The 17,879-nt window shown below is 65.7% G+C and carries 21 protein-coding genes and 1 pseudogene; 10 read left to right on the top strand and 12 right to left on the bottom strand.

Translation table 11 applies throughout. The features are described 5' to 3' along the window. Positions 1–61 precede the first annotated feature (61 nt). Positions 62–844 carry an inositol monophosphatase family protein gene (locus AC07VI_RS14255; RefSeq protein ID WP_086148483.1) on the top strand — a complete coding sequence of 261 codons (783 nt, stop codon included), beginning with the start codon at positions 62–64 and terminating at the stop codon, positions 842–844. A gap of 52 nt (positions 845–896) precedes the next feature. On the opposite strand, the gene AC07VI_RS14260 is transcribed toward AC07VI_RS14255, so the two are convergent. The 4 genes and pseudogenes from AC07VI_RS14260 to AC07VI_RS14275 form a co-directional block, all read right to left on the bottom strand. Beyond that, complete coding sequence (locus AC07VI_RS14260) at positions 897–1,055, bottom strand: XapX domain-containing protein (RefSeq protein WP_086148484.1); 159 nt, start codon at positions 1,053–1,055, stop codon at positions 897–899. After that, positions 1,052–1,246, bottom strand: a complete 195-nt coding sequence (locus AC07VI_RS14265) for a DUF1427 family protein (RefSeq protein WP_086148485.1) — start codon at positions 1,244–1,246, stop codon at positions 1,052–1,054. Before AC07VI_RS14265 ends, AC07VI_RS14260 begins: the two co-directional genes overlap by 4 nt. Before the next feature lie 14 nt (positions 1,247–1,260). Next, positions 1,261–3,111, bottom strand: a complete 1,851-nt coding sequence (locus AC07VI_RS14270; RefSeq protein ID WP_492993257.1) for an amidohydrolase — start codon at positions 3,109–3,111, stop codon at positions 1,261–1,263. Between the two features lie 70 nt (positions 3,112–3,181). Beyond that, positions 3,182–3,834 (bottom strand): annotated as a pseudogene (locus AC07VI_RS14275) (hydrolase). Between the two features lie 216 nt (positions 3,835–4,050). Here AC07VI_RS14275 and AC07VI_RS14280 point away from each other — a divergent pair. Then, complete coding sequence (locus AC07VI_RS14280) at positions 4,051–4,299, top strand: hypothetical protein (RefSeq protein ID WP_492993255.1); 249 nt, start codon at positions 4,051–4,053, stop codon at positions 4,297–4,299. Between the two features lie 85 nt (positions 4,300–4,384). Here the strand turns inward: AC07VI_RS14280 and AC07VI_RS14285 are convergent, their stop codons facing one another. Beyond that, positions 4,385–6,103 (bottom strand): methyl-accepting chemotaxis protein, encoded by a 1,719-nt coding sequence (locus tag AC07VI_RS14285; RefSeq protein WP_492993253.1) that lies wholly within the window; start codon positions 6,101–6,103, stop codon positions 4,385–4,387. A 288-nt stretch (positions 6,104–6,391) separates the two neighbouring features. On the opposite strand from AC07VI_RS14285, the gene AC07VI_RS14290 reads away from it, so the two are divergent. The 6 genes from AC07VI_RS14290 to AC07VI_RS14315 all read left to right on the top strand — a co-directional run bounded on the left by AC07VI_RS14290 (position 6,392) and on the right by AC07VI_RS14315 (position 11,115). Beyond that, positions 6,392–7,762, top strand: coding sequence for a DEAD/DEAH box helicase (locus tag AC07VI_RS14290; protein ID WP_099375144.1), 1,371 nt, complete (start codon positions 6,392–6,394; stop codon positions 7,760–7,762). Between the two features lie 238 nt (positions 7,763–8,000). After that, on the top strand, positions 8,001–8,783 hold the full coding sequence (gene otnI / locus AC07VI_RS14295) for a 2-oxo-tetronate isomerase (RefSeq protein ID WP_086147686.1): 783 nt from the start codon (positions 8,001–8,003) through the stop codon (positions 8,781–8,783). Between the two features lie 111 nt (positions 8,784–8,894). Continuing rightward, positions 8,895–9,716 carry a hypothetical protein gene (locus tag AC07VI_RS14300; RefSeq protein WP_086147685.1) on the top strand — a complete coding sequence of 274 codons (822 nt, stop codon included), beginning with the start codon at positions 8,895–8,897 and terminating at the stop codon, positions 9,714–9,716. Continuing rightward, a complete protein-coding gene (locus AC07VI_RS14305) occupies positions 9,674–10,135 on the top strand; it encodes a hypothetical protein (RefSeq protein ID WP_086147684.1) in 462 nt (153 codons plus the stop codon). Before AC07VI_RS14300 ends, AC07VI_RS14305 begins: the two co-directional genes overlap by 43 nt. Positions 10,136–10,215: 80 nt before the next feature. Then, the gene (locus AC07VI_RS14310; protein ID WP_086147683.1) at positions 10,216–10,635 is read left to right on the top strand and encodes a VOC family protein; all 420 of its coding nucleotides are present in this window, start codon (positions 10,216–10,218) and stop codon (positions 10,633–10,635) included. A 108-nt stretch (positions 10,636–10,743) separates the two neighbouring features. Next, complete coding sequence (locus AC07VI_RS14315) at positions 10,744–11,115, top strand: TraR/DksA family transcriptional regulator (protein ID WP_086147682.1); 372 nt, start codon at positions 10,744–10,746, stop codon at positions 11,113–11,115. Positions 11,116–11,316: 201 nt separating this feature from the next. Here AC07VI_RS14315 and phbB read toward each other — a convergent pair whose 3' ends face one another. After that, the gene (phbB, locus tag AC07VI_RS14320) at positions 11,317–12,063 is read right to left on the bottom strand and encodes an acetoacetyl-CoA reductase (RefSeq protein WP_099420732.1); all 747 of its coding nucleotides are present in this window, start codon (positions 12,061–12,063) and stop codon (positions 11,317–11,319) included. A 229-nt stretch (positions 12,064–12,292) separates the two neighbouring features. Here phbB and AC07VI_RS14325 point away from each other — a divergent pair, with 229 nt between their 5' ends. Next, entirely contained in the window at positions 12,293–12,610 is a 318-nt protein-coding gene (locus AC07VI_RS14325) for a hypothetical protein (RefSeq protein WP_086147680.1), read from the top strand. Between the two features lie 86 nt (positions 12,611–12,696). Continuing rightward, complete coding sequence (locus tag AC07VI_RS14330; protein WP_086147679.1) at positions 12,697–13,563, top strand: universal stress protein; 867 nt, start codon at positions 12,697–12,699, stop codon at positions 13,561–13,563. Positions 13,564–13,584: 21 nt separating this feature from the next. Here AC07VI_RS14330 and AC07VI_RS14335 read toward each other — a convergent pair whose 3' ends face one another. The 6 genes from AC07VI_RS14335 to AC07VI_RS14360 all read right to left on the bottom strand — a co-directional run bounded on the left by AC07VI_RS14335 (position 13,585) and on the right by AC07VI_RS14360 (position 17,778). Then, positions 13,585–13,944: a hypothetical protein gene (locus AC07VI_RS14335; RefSeq protein WP_086147678.1), complete on the bottom strand. Its 360-nt coding sequence runs from the start codon at positions 13,942–13,944 to the stop codon at positions 13,585–13,587. Between the two features lie 197 nt (positions 13,945–14,141). Further along, positions 14,142–14,708, bottom strand: coding sequence for a glycine zipper domain-containing protein (locus tag AC07VI_RS14340; protein ID WP_086147677.1), 567 nt, complete (start codon positions 14,706–14,708; stop codon positions 14,142–14,144). 109 nt (positions 14,709–14,817) lie between these two features. After that, on the bottom strand, positions 14,818–15,561 hold the full coding sequence (locus tag AC07VI_RS14345; protein ID WP_086147676.1) for an amino acid ABC transporter ATP-binding protein: 744 nt from the start codon (positions 15,559–15,561) through the stop codon (positions 14,818–14,820). Further along, positions 15,558–16,250 (bottom strand): amino acid ABC transporter permease, encoded by a 693-nt coding sequence (locus AC07VI_RS14350; RefSeq protein WP_099375147.1) that lies wholly within the window; start codon positions 16,248–16,250, stop codon positions 15,558–15,560. Before AC07VI_RS14350 ends, AC07VI_RS14345 begins: the two co-directional genes overlap by 4 nt. Beyond that, a complete protein-coding gene (locus tag AC07VI_RS14355; RefSeq protein ID WP_492993247.1) occupies positions 16,250–16,927 on the bottom strand; it encodes an amino acid ABC transporter permease in 678 nt (225 codons plus the stop codon). The genes AC07VI_RS14350 and AC07VI_RS14355 overlap by 1 nt, the downstream gene beginning before the upstream one ends. 20 nt (positions 16,928–16,947) lie before the next feature. Beyond that, positions 16,948–17,778 (bottom strand): transporter substrate-binding domain-containing protein, encoded by an 831-nt coding sequence (locus tag AC07VI_RS14360; RefSeq protein ID WP_099420731.1) that lies wholly within the window; start codon positions 17,776–17,778, stop codon positions 16,948–16,950. Positions 17,779–17,879 lie beyond the last annotated feature (101 nt).

A 17,879-nucleotide genomic window follows, 5' to 3' on the forward strand; every position in this document is an offset into this window, starting at 1 on the left:
CCGGCGCCGAAAGGCGACGCTGGGCGGTCGCGTGCTTTTAACGGAAGCTCACATGCACCCAATGCTCAATACGGCGATCAAAGCCGCCCGCCGCGGCGCCGCCGTCATCAATCGCGCCTCTTTCGACCTCGACCGCGTCGTCGTCACGGAAAAACAACACAACGATTTCGTCACCGACGTCGACCAGGCGGCCGAACAAGCCATCATCGAGGTGCTGTCCAAAGCCTACCCGGACCATGCGTTCCTGGCCGAGGAATCGGGAGCTTCCGCCAACTCGCACGACGAGAATGAATATCAGTGGATCATCGACCCGATCGATGGCACCACCAACTTTATCCACGGTTTCCCCCAATACTGCATCTCGATCGCCCTCGCGCATCGCGGCGTCGTCACGCAAGCCGTCATCTACGATCCGGTCCGCAACGACCTGTTCACGGCCACCAAGGGCGCCGGCGCCTACCTGAACGAAAAACGCATCCGCGTCACCAAGCTCGATCGCATCGCGAACGCCCTGCTGGGCACGGGCTACGTGGCCGGCAGCGCCCGCGCGCTGGACGAATACCTGAAGATGTACGCGATCATGGGCGAACGCAGCCAGGGCGTGCGCCGCGCCGGTTCGGCCGCGCTGGACCTGGCCTACGTCGCTTGCGGCCGTCTGGACGGCTTCTACGAAAAAGGCCTGAAACCCTGGGATATCGCCGCCGGCGCCCTGATGATCACGGAATCGGGCGGCATCGTCGGTGAATTCAACGGCGAATCGGAGTATCTGTACAAGGGCGACGTCATCGCCGCCAGCCCGAAGATCTTTGGCCAGATGATTACCCTGCTCACGCCATTCGCTTGATGTAGCGCAAGCAGTACCCACGAAAAACCGGCCCTGGCCGGTTTTTTCGCATTCAGGAGCCCAGCTTCCCCGCCACGACGAAACCCAGGGTCATGGCCACCACCATCGCCGCGCCCGTGGGCGTGGGCGGCGTGGGCGACGGCAGGTCGAACCAGCGGCACACCGCCCCCACCAGCAATCCCAGCACGGCGCCGGCCAGCATGACGTTCATGGCGCCTCCCCGTGCCGCCGCGCGCGGCGCTCAAGGTACAGTCCCGTGAGCCAGTAGCCGCAACTGGTCAAAAATACCAGCAGCGCGGCGCCGAGCACGGGCGGCGCCGGCACGGGAATGCGCGCCAGCTGGCACACGAAGCCCACGACAAAGGCCAGCAGCAGGCCCAGGATGACTTTCTTGCAGCGCATGATCCTCTCCTCTTTCAGAAAGCGAAACAGCTGCAACCGAGCGTGCCCCAGAAACCGGAAAAGTCACTGATCGGCACGGCCGACTTGCGCGCCCGGTCGTGCGCATGCGCATGCACGCCGCAGGCGCCCGCGCACTGGTGCGGCAGCATGGCTTGCGCCGGTCTGGCTGCCGGCCGGTAATGGCCGGGCACCGTGCGCATGGGCGACCACTCGGGCAGCACGGGAATCGGTGGCGGCGCCAGCGCCGTGAATTCCCCCTGGCCGTAGACGATTTTTCCACCCACCATGGTCAGCACGGACTCGATGGACTTGATCGCCTCTTCCGGCACGGCAAAGTAATCGGCCGACAGCACGCTCAAATCGGCCAGCATGCCCTCGCGGATGCGCCCCTTCTTGCCCTGCTCGCTGGAGAACCAGGCGGTGCCGGCCGTCCACAGTTCCAGCGCCGTGTCGCGCGACAATCTGCCTGCCGCATCCGTCAGGGCCAGGCCGCCCACGGTGCGCCCGGAAACGAGCCAGTACAGCGCCGTCCACGGGTTGTAGCTGGCGACCCTGGTGGCGTCCGTGCCGCCGCCCACGGGCACGCCCGCGTCGAGCATGCGCTGCACGGGCGGCGTGGCCTTGGCCGCCTGCGCGCCGTAGCGCTCGACAAAGTATTCGCCCTGGAACGCCATGCGGTGCTGGATGGCCAGGCCGCCGCCCAGCGCTTTCACGCGGTCGATATTTTTCGGGCTGATGGTTTCCGCGTGGTCGAACAGCCAGTGCAGGCCGCCGAACGGCGTGTCGCGGTTGACCTTTTCAAACACGTCGAGCATGCGGCCGATCGATTCGTCATAGGTGGCGTGCAGGCGGAACGGCCAGCGCTGCTCGACCAGGTGGCGCACGACCTTTTCCAGCTCGTCTTCCATGCCGGCCGCCAGCTCGGGGCGCGGTTCGAGGAAATCCTCGAAGTCGGCGGCGGAAAACACCAGCATTTCGCCGGCGCCGTTGTGGCGGTAAAAATCGGTGCCGTCACCCGGTTGCAGCATGCCCGTCCACTTCTGGAAGTCCTGCAGTTCCGCGCCCTTGTTTTGCGTGAACAGGTTGTAGGCGATGCGTATCGTCAACTGCTCCTGTTGCGCCAGCTCATCGACGACGGCGTAATCCTCGGGATAATTCTGGAAGCCGCCGCCCGCGTCGATGGCGCTGGTGACGCCAAGCCGGTTCAGTTCGCGCATGAACTGGCGCGTGGAGTTCACTTGCAGTTCCAGCGGCAGCTTCGGGCCTTTCGCCAGCGTGGCATACAGGATCATGGCGTTCGGCCGGGCGATCAGCAAACCGGTCGGGTTGCCGGCCGCGTCGCGCACGATCTCGCCGCCCGGCGGGTTCGGCGTGTTCTTGTCGTAGCCGACGGCGCGCAGGGCGGCGCGGTTCAGCAGGGCGCGGTCGTACAGGTGCAGGATGAAGACGGGGGTGTCGGGCGCGGCCGCGTTGATTTCATCGAGGGTCGGCATGCGCTTTTCCGCGAACTGGAATTCCGTCCAGCCGCCGACGACGCGCACCCATTGCGGGTTCGGCGTGCGCAGGGCCTGCTCCTTGAGCATGCGCAAGGCGTCGGCCAGCGAGGGCACGCCTTCCCAGCGCAGCTCCAGGTTGTAGTTCAAGCCGCCCCGGATCAGGTGCAGGTGCGAGTCGTTCAGGCCGGGAATCACCGTGCGGCCGGCCAGGTCGATCAGCTGCGTGGCGGGGCCGCGATGGCGCATCACGTCTTCCATGTCGCCGACGGCGAGGAACTTGCCATCGGCGATGGCGACGGCGGACGCCAGCGGCTGCGTCCTGTCGACCGTGTGGAAACGGCCATTGAGTAAAATCGTGCTTGCGTGCATGGGAACTCCCGGTTCAGGTGAAGGGTACGGCCCCGCCGGCGGGCGGCGGTGGCGCAATATCAATGCAAAATCAATGGCCTTCGCTGGCGTTGAACATGGATTTGGCGTAGACCAAGCCCAGGCCATAGCCGCCGCCGTGCGCCACGGCCGTCGCCACCGTTTCTTGTAGGTCTCGCCGCGGGCCCAGTCGCGCTGCAGCTCCAGCAGGTACTGCACGGAGGTCATCGGCTGCGCGCCCGCCTGTATCATGCGCTGCATGGCCATTGCATGGGCTTCGTCCGAGACGTCGCCGCTGGCGTCGGCGATCACGTACACCTCGAAGCCCTGCGCCAGCGCCGACAGGGCCGGCCCGACGATGCAGACGGAGGTCCACAGGCCGGCCAGCACGATCTTGCCCTTGCCGTAACCATTGACCTTGTCGGCGATGCGCGCGTCTTCCCAGGTGTTCATGGTCGTGCGGTCGATCGGCGCCTGGTCCGGAAAGACGGACTGGATTTCGTCGAAGATGGGGCCGGAGAAGGACTTGGCCGCCACCGTCGTCAAAATCGTCGGCACCTTGAATTGCGCCGCCGCCTTGGCCACCAGCGCCGCGTTGTTGCGCAGCAGGGCCAGGTCGATGGAGCGGGTGGCGAACGCCATCTGCGACTGGTGGTCGATCATGATCAGGGTATGATCGTCAGGGGTCAGCAGTTTTTGGGCGGCGTGGGCGGTGGCGATAGGCATGATGTTTTCCTTAGTGAAAATAATTGAATATGAAAAAAGCGTTCTCTGTACGGCGATCCTGCTCCTGCCCTTGCGTCACGCAGTGCGTGCCGGGCCAGTGCTGTGCAGTATGGAGGAGCCGCCCTGAAAAGAAAAACGGAAAGAATAGCAAGCTATATTCGATTTTTTCGATAATCAACATGGCGCGCGCAGGCGCGGCCGACACAAGGAGAAAACATGGGATATGAATTCAGGATCACGGCCAGCCTGACGCCAGGCCAGCGCCAGCACGTCACGCAGCTGCTCGAAGCACGGGCGGCGCGCGCGCCCGGCGCCGCCATGCCGGAGACGGATATCCGGCTGACGGAGGCCGGCCTGTATATCTGCCAGAACCTGCGCCCGGACCCGTGGCACGGACTGGCGCCGCTGCGCGCCTACCTGGACGCCGAGGGCGTGAGCTGGGCCGTCGACGAGGTCGACGACTAGGCCAGGCTGGCGGGGCGAGGCAGCCGGGGCGGCAAGTTGTGGCCCGCGAACCAGCGTCGCGGCCGCCAGGCAAGGCCGGCGCGGGCTAGAACTCTTCCCATTCGTCCTTCCTGGCGTGGCGCTGGCTGTCGCCTGCCTGCGCGGCGCGCGGCGCCGTCACCCTGGCAGGCGCCGCCTTGGCCGCGGGGCGGGCGGCCAGGCGCGTGACGGGGCGCGCTTGCTTGCGGCGCGGTGCCGGCGGCGCGGCGTCCACCTGCGCCGTCCTGAACACGGCCACCGCATCGGCCAGGCGCGCGGCCTGCTCCTGCATGGATTCCGCCGCCGCGGCCGCCTCTTCCACCAGCGCCGCGTTTTGCTGGGTCACCTGGTCCATTTCGGTGATCGCCTGGTTGACTTGCTCGATGCCGGCCCGCTGCTCGTCGCTGGCCGACGAGATCTGCCCGACGATGCTGCTGACCTTGTGCACGCTGTCGACGATTTCGCGCATGGTGTGGCCCGCCTCGTCGACCAGGCGCGCGCCGCTCTCCACCTGCGCCACCGAGTCGTTGATGAGGGCCTTGATTTCCTTCGCTGCGCCAGCCGAACGTTGCGCCAGGTTGCGCACTTCCGTGGCGACGACGGCAAAGCCGCGCCCCTGTTCGCCCGCCCGGGCCGCTTCCACGGCCGCATTCAGGGCCAGGATATTCGTCTGGAAGGCGATGCCGTCGATCACGCCGATGATGTCGACGATCTTGCGCGACGAGTCGTTGATCGAGCCCATGGTGTCGACCACCTGCGCCACCACCGCGCCGCCCTTGCCCGCCACGGCGGAGGCCGAGGCGGCCAGGCCGTTGGCTTCATGGGCATTCTGCGCGTTCTGCTGTACCGTGCTGGTCAGCTCCTCCATCGACGAAGCCGTCTCTTCCAGCGAACTGGCCTGCTGCTCCGTGCGCGCCGACAGGTCGATATTGCCCGAGGCGATCTGGCGCGACGCCGTGGCGATGGCTTGCGTGCCGCCGCGCACTTCCGTGACGATGCGCAGCAGGCTGGCCGTCATGTCCTTCAATGCCTGCATCAGCTCGCCCGTCTCATCCTTCGAACGCACTTCCACCTGCACCGTCAGGTCGCCCTGCGCCACCTGCCTGGCCACGCCGATGGCCGAGCGCAGCGGCACGCTGATGTTGCGCGCCAGCCACCAGGCGATGCTGGCGGCCAGGAGCAGCGCCACCGCGCCGCCGCCCAGCAAGGTCCAGTGCGTGCGCGCCTGCAGGGCCGCCGCTTCCGAGCGCTGCGCCAGCAACACCGTTTCCGCCTGGCCGATCTCGCCCAGCAGGGCCCGCATGGCATCCATGCCCTGCTTGCCCCTGCCCTCTTTTTCCAGCGCCAGCACGGGTTCGATGGCCGCCGTGCCCTGCGCCACGGCGCGCCGCAGGGCGATCACGGGTTCGAGCGCGCCGGCCAGCCAGGCTTGCTTGGCGGCATCGAGCTTCGCCAGGCGCTCCTGCTGGGCCGGGTTGTCGCTGGTCAGGGCGCGCGCCTTCTCCAGGTGCGCGCCGAACGCGGCCTGGCCCGCCTTGTACGGTTCCAGCGACGTCTCCGCGCCCGTGATCACATAGCCGCGCTGGCCCGTTTCCATATTGATCAGGCTTTCCAGCATGGCGCTGTTTTCGGCCAGTACCTGGTAGGTGTGGGTGTTGATGGCGTTGGCATCGGCCAGCCGCGACACATTCAGCGTGGCGACGGTGACCAGGGCGGCCAGCAACAGGACGATGGTGGCAAAACCGCCATACAGGCGGGTGGCGATGCGAAGATCGGCAATACGCATGATAGTCCTCCGGGGGTGAACACCCCGGCGCCGCGGCGAGTCCCGCGGATGGAGTGCTACAGGGAATCATAATGAATAACGCCATGAAATGGCGCGCCCCAGCCATATTTCTTTTACCTGTGGCATTGCATACTTTAAACAAACTCGGCGGTTTTTTGCCATGCTGTTATACTTCGCGTGTGCGGCACATATGACCAGTCCCCTTGCCGCTGTCTTTCGACCCCTAATCTGATTGCCTGCGACTGGCGCCCCACGATGGCGACAGGCCGATCTCACAATAAAGTTACCATGTCCTTTTCCTCCCTCGGATTGTCCGACGCTATCGTACGTGCCGTTACCGAACACGGCTACACCGTGCCGACCCCGATCCAGTCACAGGCGATTCCCGCCGTGCTCGCTGGCGGCGACTTGCTGGCCGGCGCACAAACCGGTACCGGCAAGACGGCCGGCTTTACCCTGCCCGTGCTGCACCGCCTGTCCACGGACGCGAATGGCGCTGCCATCACCAGCAACACCTCGACGCGCCCCATCCGCGCCCTGATCCTGGCGCCGACGCGCGAACTCGCCGCCCAGGTCGAGGAAAGCGTGCGCGCCTACAGCAAGTACACCAAGCTGAACTCGGCCGTGATCTTCGGCGGCGTCGGCATCAACCCGCAAATCAAGCAGCTCAAGCACGGCGTCGACATCCTCGTCGCCACGCCGGGCCGTTTGCTCGACCACATGGGCCAGGGCACCGTCGACCTGTCGAAGGTGGAAATCCTGATCCTCGACGAAGCCGACCGCATGCTCGACATGGGTTTCATCCGCGACATCAAGAAAGTGCTGGCCGTGCTGCCGCCGAAACGCCAGAACCTGCTGTTCTCGGCCACGTTCTCGGAAGAGATCAAGGCCCTGGCCGACGGCTTGCTGAACAAGCCGGCCATGATCGAAGTGGCGCGCCGCAATTCGACCGTGGAAGTGATCAAGCAAAAGATCCATCCCGTCGACCGCGACAAGAAGCATCCGATGCTGTCCTACCTGATCAAGTCGAACAACTGGACGCAAGTGCTGGTGTTTACGCGCACCAAGCATGGCGCCAATAAACTGGTCGAGCAGCTGGGGGCGGACGGCATCGGCGCCCTGGCCATCCACGGCAACAAGAGCCAGTCGGCGCGCACGCGCGCGCTGTCGGAATTTAAGGACGGCACCCTGCAAGTGCTGGTCGCCACCGACATCGCCGCGCGCGGCATCGACATCGACCAGTTGCCGCACGTCGTCAACTACGACTTGCCGAACATTCCGGAAGACTATGTGCACCGTATCGGCCGCACGGGCCGCGCCGGCGCCAAGGGCGAAGCCGTGTCGCTGGTCTGCGTGGATGAGCACGAAATGTTGAAAGACATCGAAAAACTGATCAAGCAAACCCTGCCGCGCGAAGTCATCGCCGGCTTCGAACCGGACCTGAACGCCCGCGCCCAGCCTGTGCAATTGCGCAGCGGCACCGGCGGCCACCGCAACAACAGCCGCGCGCCAGCCGGCGCCGTGGTGCGCGTGAAAACGGGCGGCGGCGGCGCCAAGCCACGCAGCGCCGGCCCGTCGGGCGGCGGTGGCGGCGGCAACCGTTCCGGCAATGCGCCGCGTTCGGCGGCCAACCACCGCTCCGGCGGCCGCGGCCGCTAATACACGGCTGCAAACCTACTGCGCGGGGCGCTATCGATTCTCCGTTGCGCGCCGTACTTTAGTACGGCTGTGCTACTCGAACCGATATCACTCCCGCTCGCTACGGTTTTCAGCCATGTATTGAAAGTGTCACGACAAAACCGTTCCAGGACTTGCTTCTGGAACGGTTTTTTCATGCACGCCACTGATTGGCAATTTGGGCTAGGATAGTGTCCATCTTCCTCACCTGCGTGCCGCCATGCCGAACTTCGCTGCCAACCTCAGCATGATGTTTACCGAACTGCCCTTCCTGGACCGCTTTGCCGCCGCCAGGGAGGCCGGTTTCGATGCCGTCGAGTTCCTGTTTCCGTATGCCGTCGAGGCGCGGCAGATCGCCATGCGGCTGGAACGCCACCATCTGCAGCTGGCCGTGTTCAACCTGCCGCCCGGCGACTGGGAGCACGGCGAGCGGGGCATCGCCTGCGATCCGCGCCGGGGCGAGGAATTCCGCGCCAGCGTGCAGCTGGCGCTCAACTACGCGCTGGCGCTGGGCGCGAAGCAGCTGCACTGCATGTCGGGCATCGTGCCGGCCGGCATGAGCCTGGAGCGGGCGCGGCAAAGCCTGATCGGCAACCTGCAATATGCGGCCGACGCCTGCCGTCCGCACGGCATCAACGTGCTGATCGAGCCGATCAACCGCTACGACATGCCCGGTTACTTTCTGAACCATAGCCAGCAGGCGGCCGATATCATCGCCGATTGCCAGCGCGGCAATGTCTTCCTGCAATATGATATTTATCATATGCAGCGCATGGAAGGTGAACTGAGCAACACCATCCGCACCCTGCTGTCCCTGATCCGCCATATCCAGATCGCCGACACGCCGGGCCGCCATGAACCGGGCACGGGCGAGATCAACTACCGCCACCTGTTCAGGCTGCTGGACCAGGTCGGCTACGCGGGCTGGGTCGGCTGCGAATACCGGCCCGGCAGCGACACCGTCGCGGGACTGGGCTGGCGCGAGCAGTTGACGACGGGCTAGACGCCGCATTTTTACGGCCCTGATCGCCGCCCGCTTGCGCCCGCACAAGGCGGGCCGCGCCGGCCGGCAGCACAATACCTTTCCATACAGAATTTCCTGTCGAGAGGTGCCGTGTCCGCCCTGCCCGCCCGCCATCGCCGTGCCCTGTGCCTCTGCCTGGCCGTGCTGCTGTGCGCCTGCGCCAGCCCGCGCACGGACCTGGCGCAAGTGCGCGCCCTGGCCGCCGGCGGCACGGCCCTGAACGCCTTCAGCGAGCTGTCGCAGCGCCACGTGGACAGCTACCAGCGCACGCGTCCCTACCTGTCGCCCGCCGAAGATGCGCGCGAGCGCGCGCTCGATGCGCAGCGGCGCGCCGCCCAGGCCGACGTGGCCCGCGTGGCGCAGGCCGTGCGCCTGTACCTGCAGGCGCTGGGACGCCTGGCGCAGGCCGAGGCCTACGACGTGCAGCCCGAACTGGCCGGCGCCGGCGCGGCCATCCGCGCCTGGCCCGGCAGCGGCATCGACGACCGCCATGTCAGCGCCTACACCGTGCTGCTGCAGCAGCTGGCCCGGCTGGCCGGGGCGGCCAGCCAGCAGGCGCAGCTGGCGCAGGTGCTGCACGACGGCGACGCGCCCCTGCAAACCCTGCTGGCCGCGCTCGACAGCCTGCTGGCGCTGTACGACAAGAGCGGCGACAACGAACGCGACGTGGTGCTCGGCCTGCTCGAGGTGGAAATTGCATATGCGGACACGCCGCAGCAGCGCCTGCTGGCCGTGCTGGCGAAAAGCATGCAGCAAAGCAAGAGTGAAGAATACCGGCTGGCCGGCCTGCGCCATACCTTGACGCGCCAGCACCTGGCGGACCTGGCGCGCGAGCATGCGCGCCTGGCCGCCGCAGCCACGGAGGCAAGATGGACGGATCACCAGGCAGCGAACGCCGCGAAGCGGCCCTGAGCAGCGCCATGCGCGTGGAGCAACTGGCCGACAGCCTGTCGCAGGCGGCCGTCACCCTGCATGGCGCCGTCATGCGCGCCATCCGCAAGCGCGCCAGCCAGGGAGAAAACGGCATCAGCCTGAGCCAGGCGCACGCCGTCTTCGCGCTGGAAGTGGCCCTGCGCCAGCAAGCCAACCAGCTGTATGCCGATGCCGCCGGGCATACGGTAGTGGGCCTGGACACGGCGCAGCGCCAGCTCAGCGGCCTGCTCGACACGGTGCGCCTAAGCATCGCCCGCAACGACGACGTGCGCCAGTGGATCAGCCTGGCCACGAGTTTATTGCACCTGGGCAGCTCCGTGCTGGCAGGCAGCCCCGAGCGTATCCTCGCCAGCGTGGGCAAGGTGCGTGAGCGGCTGCAAGAGATGGCGCAGGACTGATTGAAATCGGCCGGCGAGCGCCTATACTGGGACGTCCCCGCATGGCAATCACGCCTGCGGGACGACCAGAGGAGGCCAATATGCGTATCGAACCGTATTTGCAATTCAATGGCAATTGCGCGCAAGCGATGGAATACTACCGCCAGCACCTGCATGGCACGGACCTGTGCCTGATGCCGTACCGGGGCTCGCCAGGCCAGGAGCAAGTCAAGGAAGACTGGTACGACAAGATCATGCACGGTTCCGTGCAACTGGGTCCCACCATGCTGATGGGCTCGGACGGCGGCTGCAGCGAGGATGGCGCCAGGGGCATGAGCGGCTGCTCGGTCTGCCTGACCGTGGATACGCCGGAAGAGGCGGAACGGGCGTTCGACGCGCTGGCGCGTGACGGCAACATCCAGATGCCGCTGGCCGAAACGTTCTGGGCCAAGCGCTTCGGCATGCTGAAAGACCAGTTCGGCGTTGCCTGGATGGTCAACTGCCTGAAAGAACCAGCATAGAACGGCCCTTGCCTGCCTGCGCCGCGTCAAACGCGGCGCAGGCAGTAGCGCAAGCAGAACCGCCCATACTGGACTACCATAGAGGGGAGACGCCTATCGGGGACAGCCATGAACGGATTGCCGCAAGACCAGCTGCAGCGCCTGCGCGGCGAGCTGGAGCAGCGCAAGCAGGCGCTGCAGGAACAGATCGACAGCGAAGCGGCCGAAGCGGATGCGCGCGCCTCGCTGCTCAATGAAATCGAAGCCTCGCCGGCCGACAACGCCAGCGTGCGCACCTTGAACGCCCTCGTCAGCGAAGCGGCCGAGCACAACCTGGCGCAGCTGGCCATCATCAAGCATGCGCTGGCCAAGTTTGCCGACGGCAGCTACGGCCTGTGCGACAACTGCGGCGAAGCCATCGGCCTGTCGCGCCTGAACGCCCGCCCCGAAGCGCGGCTGTGCATCGATTGCCAGACGCGGCTGGAAAAGGCGCAGCGCTAGGCCGGCAAGCGGCGCGGCCACGCAGCCGTCCGCGCCGTCACGCCATGACAAAGGGCAAGGCATCGCTGCCCTGCCCCCTGCTTTCCAGCCTTGCTGCCTGTTATCGTCCCCCGCCAGCATCGTGCGCGCCGGCTGGGTGGACGGGTCTCCTCTACTGCCATTGCCCTGCCGCAAGCTGCGCGCTTGCCTGACTCAGCTTGCTTAACTCATGTGCTGGCCGCCATTGATGGCAATGTTCGCACCCGTCACGAACGCCGCCTCGTCGGACGCCAGGTAAGCCACCAGCGCCGCCACCTCGTCCGGCTCGCCCAGGCGGCCCAGGGGGATTTGCGGCAGGATCTTCGTTTCCAGGATATCGGCCGGCACGGCCGTCACCATCTGCGTGCGCAGGTAGCCGGGCGAGACCGTGTTGACGGTGATGCCGTGGCGCGCCACTTCCAGCGCCAGCGCCTTGCTGAAGCCATGCACGCCCGCCTTGGCGGCCGCGTAGTTGCACTGGCCAAACGCACCCTTCTGGCCGTTCACGGACGAGATATTGATGATGCGGCCCCAGCGCTGTTGCAGCATCGGTTCGAGCACCTGCTTGCTCATGTTGAACAGGCTGTCGAGATTGGTGCGCATGACCTCGGACCAGTGCGGCAGCTCCATCTTGCGCATGCTCTGGTCGCGCGTGATGCCGGCGTTGTTGACCAGCACGTCGACGTGACCGAACTGCGCCAGCACCTTGCCGACGGCCTCGCTGCACGCGGCGAAATCGGCCACGTCGACGGCCAGCGCCTGGAAATGGTAATGCTGCTCGCGCTGCCCGTCGAGCCACTGCTGCACGCGCGGATTGCCCGGCGTATGCGCGGCCACGACGATCAGCCCCGCATCGTGCAAACGCCGGCACAGGGCCGTGCCCAGCCCGCCCATGCCGCCCGTCACCAGCGCCACCTTCTGTTCCTTCATTGCCGTCTCCCCTCTTGTTGTGGTTGTTCTGCGTGGGATCAAGTGTAGGTGGCGCTTTTAGCGACGGCATTGCGCCAGATCAAAGGCTGAGCCTGCATATGCACGCGTTCGTCTGCGCTGTGTCCATACGATAAAAATTATCAAAATCATACTTTTCAAGGAGGTGATGGCAGCTCGGCGGGCAAGGCAGCTAATCCTTACCTGATGGCATGATTCAAAGGAGAACGCGATGGAAATCCAGGACGATACGGAAGCATTGAGGGACTTGTTCAACGAGATCAATCCCGGCATGAGCGACGTGGAATCGCTGCATCAGGCGGAACTCGATCCACAGCATGCGCTGGCCCTGATGGCCAACCCGAAAGCGGCGCTGAAAGCCATGGGCATCCCCGTCAGCGATGCCTCGCAAGTGCAGGTGACCATGAAGAACCGCGCCGACCGCGCCATGCTGGAGGTGGCGCAAAGGGCGGCGCAATTGCGGCGCATCATCGTCATCGTGATTCATTACCGCAACTGTGACGCCGACATCATCATCGCCATGAACTGACGCAGCAGGCGCCGGCCGCAGTCGTGCGCGGCCGGCGCCCCGGACTGTGCCAGAATGGGTCTTACTGCATAGCGAGAGGCCAGGCCATGACGTATAAAACCGTATTGCTCCACATCGACGACAGCGCGGGACGCGCCGCCCGCATCGAAGCGGCCGCCAGCATCGCCCAGGCTTGCGGCGGCCACCTGACGGGCGTGGCCCTGACGGGCGTGTCGCGGCTGCTGTACCAGAACCAGCCCGACCTCGATGCCGATCCGAACCTGGCGCTGCACCTCAATTTCCTGCGCGAACGGGCCACGCGCTCCCTCGCCGGTTTCGAGCAACAGGTGCGCGCGGCCGGCGTCGCCTCGTTCGAGCAGCGCGTCGTCGACGACGAGGCGGCGGGCGGCATCAGCGTGCTGGCCCGCTATGCGGACCTGGTGGTCATCAGCCAATACAATGCCAAGGATAAATCGCCGTCCGTGATGCGCGATTTTCCCGCCTATGTGCTGCTGCACTCGGGCCGCCCCGTGCTGATCGTGCCGTATGCGCCGCCGCTGCCCCTGCTGGCGCCGCCGGCGGCCGCGCGCAATGTGCTCATTTCATGGAATGCCAGCAAGGAAGCGAGCCGCGCCGTGAGCGCCGCCCTGCCGCTGCTGCAGCGCGCCGGGCAAGTCCACGTCGCCATCTTTGACGCCCAGGTGCATGCGGCCGAGCACGGTGAACAGCCGGGCGCGGAACTGCTGCACTACCTGGCGCGCCACGGCGTGGCGGCGCGCGTGCACCTGCTCGATGGCGGCGGCGTGCGGCGCGGCGACATCGGCGAAGCGCTGCTGTCGCAGGCGGCCGACCTGTCGGCCGATTTGCTGGTGATGGGGGCGTATGGCCATTCGCGCCTGCGCGAAACCATCCTGGGCGGCGTCACGCGCACGATTCTGCAGAGCATGACGATTCCCGTGCTGATGGCGCACTAGGCAGTGGGAAAGACGGCAAGGCTAGCCGCCCTGCCAGGGCTGGCTGCGGATCTTCGCCACCTGGCGCTGCGCCAGCCACTGCCACAGCTGCAGCGCGGCGTCCTGTGGCAGGGCGGACATGTGGCGCGGGCTGGCCAGGGCGATTTCGCAATCGCGGTCCGACCATTCCTCGAAAGTGACTTCGCCTCCGCTAGCGACCTCGACCTGATACATCAGGCCGTCATCGTAACCAAAACGCAACACGACGGCGGCCGGACCGCCGTCCGGCGTGACGACGGGGCTGCGGTACACCTCAGCCAGCGCATCGGCCAGCTGTGCCGGCGAGGGCGCGCAGATGTCGCGCCCGTCGGCCCGTGTCAGAATGAACCATGCCTGTGTCATGACGCGCCCTCCTATCCATACTCGTTAGCATGCGAGGCAAGTACTGCGGGCAGTCACCTGGGTCCATCTCACTGCGGGCGCACGGAAACTATCCCTGTCGGCATTGTTTTAGCAATCACTACCAATACTAACAAGAATAATACCTAAATTTCGTGCTGCGCGGCATTTATGCCAAGGCTGACGATATCGCCGCCACATCAGGCCACCAGCACGGGGATGCTGAGCGGGTCGAAATCATGCCAGTCGCCATTGACGATCGTGCCTTCCGCTTCCTCGATATGCTCGGCGCCCAGCCGGTGCAGCGCCTCGAGCGCCCGTTCGCGCTCGTCGAGGCCGCCCAGCGCCACGGCGATCAGCATGCCCGGATGCCGGGGCTGGCGGCGGTTTTCGCCATTCCCGTCGCCATGGCCTTCCGGCTCGCCCGCTTCCTTCATCTTGTTGAAACTGTAGAGCGAGCCCACATGCGCGCCCACCAGCGCGCCGACGACGGGACCGAGCGGCCCCGTGGCCAGCGCGGTGGCCGCGCCGATGCCCGCGCCGACGGCGGCCCCGACCGCCACGCCCTCCACCACGCCCACGGGCGTCTCCCTGGCGCCGGGCGACACGTCGCGGTCGCCGCCGAGCGCATGCAGATCGTGCTGGCCCGGCTGGTTGACAAAGAAGGCGCTGATGCGGCTATCGGGAAAGCCCGCCTGGTTCAGGGCGGCGCGCGCGGCGTCGACCTGTTCCTGCAACTGAAAATGACCTGCAATGATGCGTGACATGATGCTGTCCTCCTGGTCGGCTGCTGGCGCACCGCGCGCCACTTGTCACGATAGCGTGCGCCGGACGCCGGCGAAATACCGTTCGCTTGCGCACACAGCCGCGCAATCGTCAGGCGGGAAGGCCCAGCGGGCTGCGGATATCGGCCAGGAATTGCCGCGCGCGCGCATGTTGCGGACGCGCAAAAAACTCGTCCGGCGTGGCCCGCTCCAGCACTTGCCCGTGGTCCATGAACCAGACGCGGTCCGCCACCTCGCGCGCAAAACCCATCTCGTGCGTCACGCACACCATGGTCATGCCGTCACGCGCCAGGTCGCGCATCACTTGCAGCACCTCGCCCACCATTTCCGGGTCCAGCGCGCTCGTCGGTTCATCGAACAGCATCAGCGGCGGCTGCATGGCCAGCGCGCGGGCAATCGCCACGCGCTGCTGCTGGCCGCCGGACAGGTCCGCCGGCCTGGCGCCGGCCTTGTGCGCCAGGCCCACCCTTTCCAGCAGAACCAGTGCGCGCGCCTCGGCTTCCTTGCGGCCCAGGCCGCGCAAGCGCTGCGGCGCCAGCGTGCAATTAGCCAGCACGGACAAATGGGGAAACAGGTTGAATTGCTGGAAGACAAAGCCGATATGCGAGCGCAAGGCATTCACGTCCAGACCCGGCGCGTGGATATCCTGGCCGGCCACCGCGATGCGGCCTGAAGCGATCGGCTCCAGGCGGTTGATGGTGCGGATCAGGGTCGACTTGCCGGAGCCGGACGGGCCGCACACGACCAGCACCTCGCCCCTGGCCACGTGTTCATTGATCTCGCGCAAGGCGTGATACTCGCCATAGTATTTGTTGACGTTGTCAAAGGTAATCATGCTGCCGCTTTCAGGAGACGCGCCTGGCGCCGCTCGAGCCAGAAGGCGGCGCGCGACAGGCTGAAACATAAAACAAAATACGTCATGCCCAGCAGGAAATACACTTGCACGGGCTTGGTCAGCACGAGGCCGTTCACTTGCGAAGCGATGAACGACACTTCGGCCAGGCCGATGATGGTGCCGAGCGAGGTTTCCTTGATGGTCGAGACGAACTGGTTCACCAGCGAGGGCAGCATGTGGCGCAGCGCCTGCGGCAGCACCACCGCGCGCAGGCTGTCCAGGTAAGTGAGGCCCAGCGAGCGGGCCGCCTCCACCTGTCCCTTGGGCACGGCTTGCACGCCGGCGCGCACGATTTCCGCCAGATACATGCCGTCGAAGAGGACGAGGGCGGCCAGCATGGTGCCGAACTGCCCGCTTTCATGCCCGGTGATGCTGGGCAGGAAGAAATACGCCCAGAAGATGACGAGCAACAAAGGAATGCCGCGCACCACATGGATCAGCACCGTCACGGGCCAGCGCAGGGCGCGCCACGGGCTGATGCGGGCCAGGCCCAGCAGCAGACCCACGGGCAGGCTCAGCACCAGCGCCAGGCTGGCCAGCACGAGCGTCAGCGCCAGGCCGCCCAGCGGCCCCTCGGGATAGCGTCCGACGAGGAAATACAGCCAGTAGTCGTGGATCAGTTCCAGCATCAGGCCACCTTCCTTTGCAGCGAGGCCGCCAGGCCGGACAGCATCAGCGAGACGGCCAGGTAGGCCGCGCTGGCGAAGACGAAGGCCTCCACGCTGCGGAACGAGGCCGCTTCCACGCGCTGCGTCTGGTACATCAGCTCGGCCACGCCGATGACGGTGGCGATGCTGGTGTTTTGCCACAGGGTCAGGGTTTGCGACAGCAGCGGCGGCGCCGCCAGCCGCAGCGCCTGCGGCACGATGCACAGGCGCATGGTGGCGAGAAAACTCAGGCCCAGCGCCCGGCCCGCCTCGAATTGCTGGGCGGGAATGGCGCGGATGCCGCTGCGGATGTCTTCGGCCATGTAGGCGGCCGTGTACAGGGTCAGGGCCGTGACGGCGCTGACGGCTTCGATATTGCCGGCGTACAAGCGCTCCTTCCACGCATCGGGCAGCAGTTCGGGCGCGCCGAAATACCAGAACAGGAAGTGCGCCAGCAACGGTACGTTGCGGATCTGCTCGACATACGCCATGCCCAGCCCATTGAGCAGGCGCGACGGGGCCAGCCGCAGCATGGCCACGCCGCAGGCCAGCGGCAGGGACAGGAGCAAGGTGATGCCCATCAGTTGCAAGGACAGCAGCAGGCCGGCGGCGAGCCAGTCGCGGTAATCGCCGGACAGCAAAAAGTGCAGATCAAACATGCGGAAGCGTCAGGCAAGGTTCAGGCGTCGATCTTGTCCGATTCAATCTTGAAGTTCCGTTTTTGAAATTTCACGTTGCTCGTCGGGCCATACCATTTGAAGAACAGTTTTTCCGCTTCGCCCGATTTTTCCAGCCCGCGCAGCACCTGGTCGACGGCCGTTTTCACGCCCTTCTCGCCCTTGCGGATGCCGAAGGCAAACACTTCCTGGCTGATGTTTTGCGGCAGCACAATATAGTCTTTTTGCGCGGCGCCCAGCTTGGCGTAGTTGTTGAGCAGGGACACTTCATCGTCGACATAGCCGACCCCCTTGCCCTGCTGCAAGCCCAAATACGCCTGGCCCGCCGTCTCGAACGTCACCACGTCCACGCCGGGCACGGCCTTGCGGAGATTCGGTTCCTGCGTGCCGCCCTTGACGGTCAACACTTTTTTGCCGGCCAGTCCCGCAATGCTGGTGATGTTGCTGCTTTTCTTGACCAGCACGCGCTGGCCCGTGTAAAACGTGGACAGCGAGAAGTCGACGAGCGCCTCGCGTTCCTTGTTGTGCGTCAAGGACGCCGTCAGGATGTCGACGCGGCCCTGCTGCAATTCGGGAATGCGGGCGGCCACGGCCAGCTGCCTGATCACCGGCTTGACGCCCAGGCCCTGGGCGATGGCGCGGCACAGGTCCACTTCATAGCCGACCAGCTGGCGCGACCGGGCGTCGATGAAACTGTTCGGCTCGTCCGTGCCCAGGGTGCCGCAGACCAGCTCGCCCTTCGCCTTGACGGCGGCCAGCTGGTCCGCTTGCGCTACCTGGGTGAAGGCGATGGAAGTGAAAAGAAGCGCGGCGAAATGAAGACGGGTCTGCATGGGATTCCTCTGGTGGATTACGAATGCCGCCATTAGACCGCAGCGTCCTTATTTCCAAAAAGGAATCTTTTCAGCCTTGCTTATGAGTAAATCATGTAAGT

Source organism: Janthinobacterium sp. GW821-FHT03A03 (genome assembly GCF_059421435.1).

Coding starts and splice junctions, on each gene's coding strand:
- AC07VI_RS14255 (WP_086148483.1), top strand. CDS start 62: ATGCTCAATACGGCGATCAAAGCCGCCCGCCGCGGCGCCGCCGTCATC.
- AC07VI_RS14260 (WP_086148484.1), bottom strand. CDS start 1,055: ATGAACGTCATGCTGGCCGGCGCCGTGCTGGGATTGCTGGTGGGGGCG.
- AC07VI_RS14265 (WP_086148485.1), bottom strand. CDS start 1,246: ATGCGCTGCAAGAAAGTCATCCTGGGCCTGCTGCTGGCCTTTGTCGTG.
- AC07VI_RS14270 (WP_492993257.1), bottom strand. CDS start 3,111: ATGCACGCAAGCACGATTTTACTCAATGGCCGTTTCCACACGGTCGAC.
- AC07VI_RS14280 (WP_492993255.1), top strand. CDS start 4,051: ATGGGATATGAATTCAGGATCACGGCCAGCCTGACGCCAGGCCAGCGC.
- AC07VI_RS14285 (WP_492993253.1), bottom strand. CDS start 6,103: ATGCGTATTGCCGATCTTCGCATCGCCACCCGCCTGTATGGCGGTTTT.
- AC07VI_RS14290 (WP_099375144.1), top strand. CDS start 6,392: ATGTCCTTTTCCTCCCTCGGATTGTCCGACGCTATCGTACGTGCCGTT.
- otnI (WP_086147686.1), top strand. CDS start 8,001: ATGCCGAACTTCGCTGCCAACCTCAGCATGATGTTTACCGAACTGCCC.
- AC07VI_RS14305 (WP_086147684.1), top strand. CDS start 9,674: ATGGACGGATCACCAGGCAGCGAACGCCGCGAAGCGGCCCTGAGCAGC.
- AC07VI_RS14310 (WP_086147683.1), top strand. CDS start 10,216: ATGCGTATCGAACCGTATTTGCAATTCAATGGCAATTGCGCGCAAGCG.
- AC07VI_RS14315 (WP_086147682.1), top strand. CDS start 10,744: ATGAACGGATTGCCGCAAGACCAGCTGCAGCGCCTGCGCGGCGAGCTG.
- phbB (WP_099420732.1), bottom strand. CDS start 12,063: ATGAAGGAACAGAAGGTGGCGCTGGTGACGGGCGGCATGGGCGGGCTG.
- AC07VI_RS14325 (WP_086147680.1), top strand. CDS start 12,293: ATGGAAATCCAGGACGATACGGAAGCATTGAGGGACTTGTTCAACGAG.
- AC07VI_RS14330 (WP_086147679.1), top strand. CDS start 12,697: ATGACGTATAAAACCGTATTGCTCCACATCGACGACAGCGCGGGACGC.
- AC07VI_RS14335 (WP_086147678.1), bottom strand. CDS start 13,944: ATGACACAGGCATGGTTCATTCTGACACGGGCCGACGGGCGCGACATC.
- AC07VI_RS14340 (WP_086147677.1), bottom strand. CDS start 14,708: ATGTCACGCATCATTGCAGGTCATTTTCAGTTGCAGGAACAGGTCGAC.
- AC07VI_RS14345 (WP_086147676.1), bottom strand. CDS start 15,561: ATGATTACCTTTGACAACGTCAACAAATACTATGGCGAGTATCACGCC.
- AC07VI_RS14350 (WP_099375147.1), bottom strand. CDS start 16,250: ATGCTGGAACTGATCCACGACTACTGGCTGTATTTCCTCGTCGGACGC.
- AC07VI_RS14355 (WP_492993247.1), bottom strand. CDS start 16,927: ATGTTTGATCTGCACTTTTTGCTGTCCGGCGATTACCGCGACTGGCTC.
- AC07VI_RS14360 (WP_099420731.1), bottom strand. CDS start 17,778: ATGCAGACCCGTCTTCATTTCGCCGCGCTTCTTTTCACTTCCATCGCC.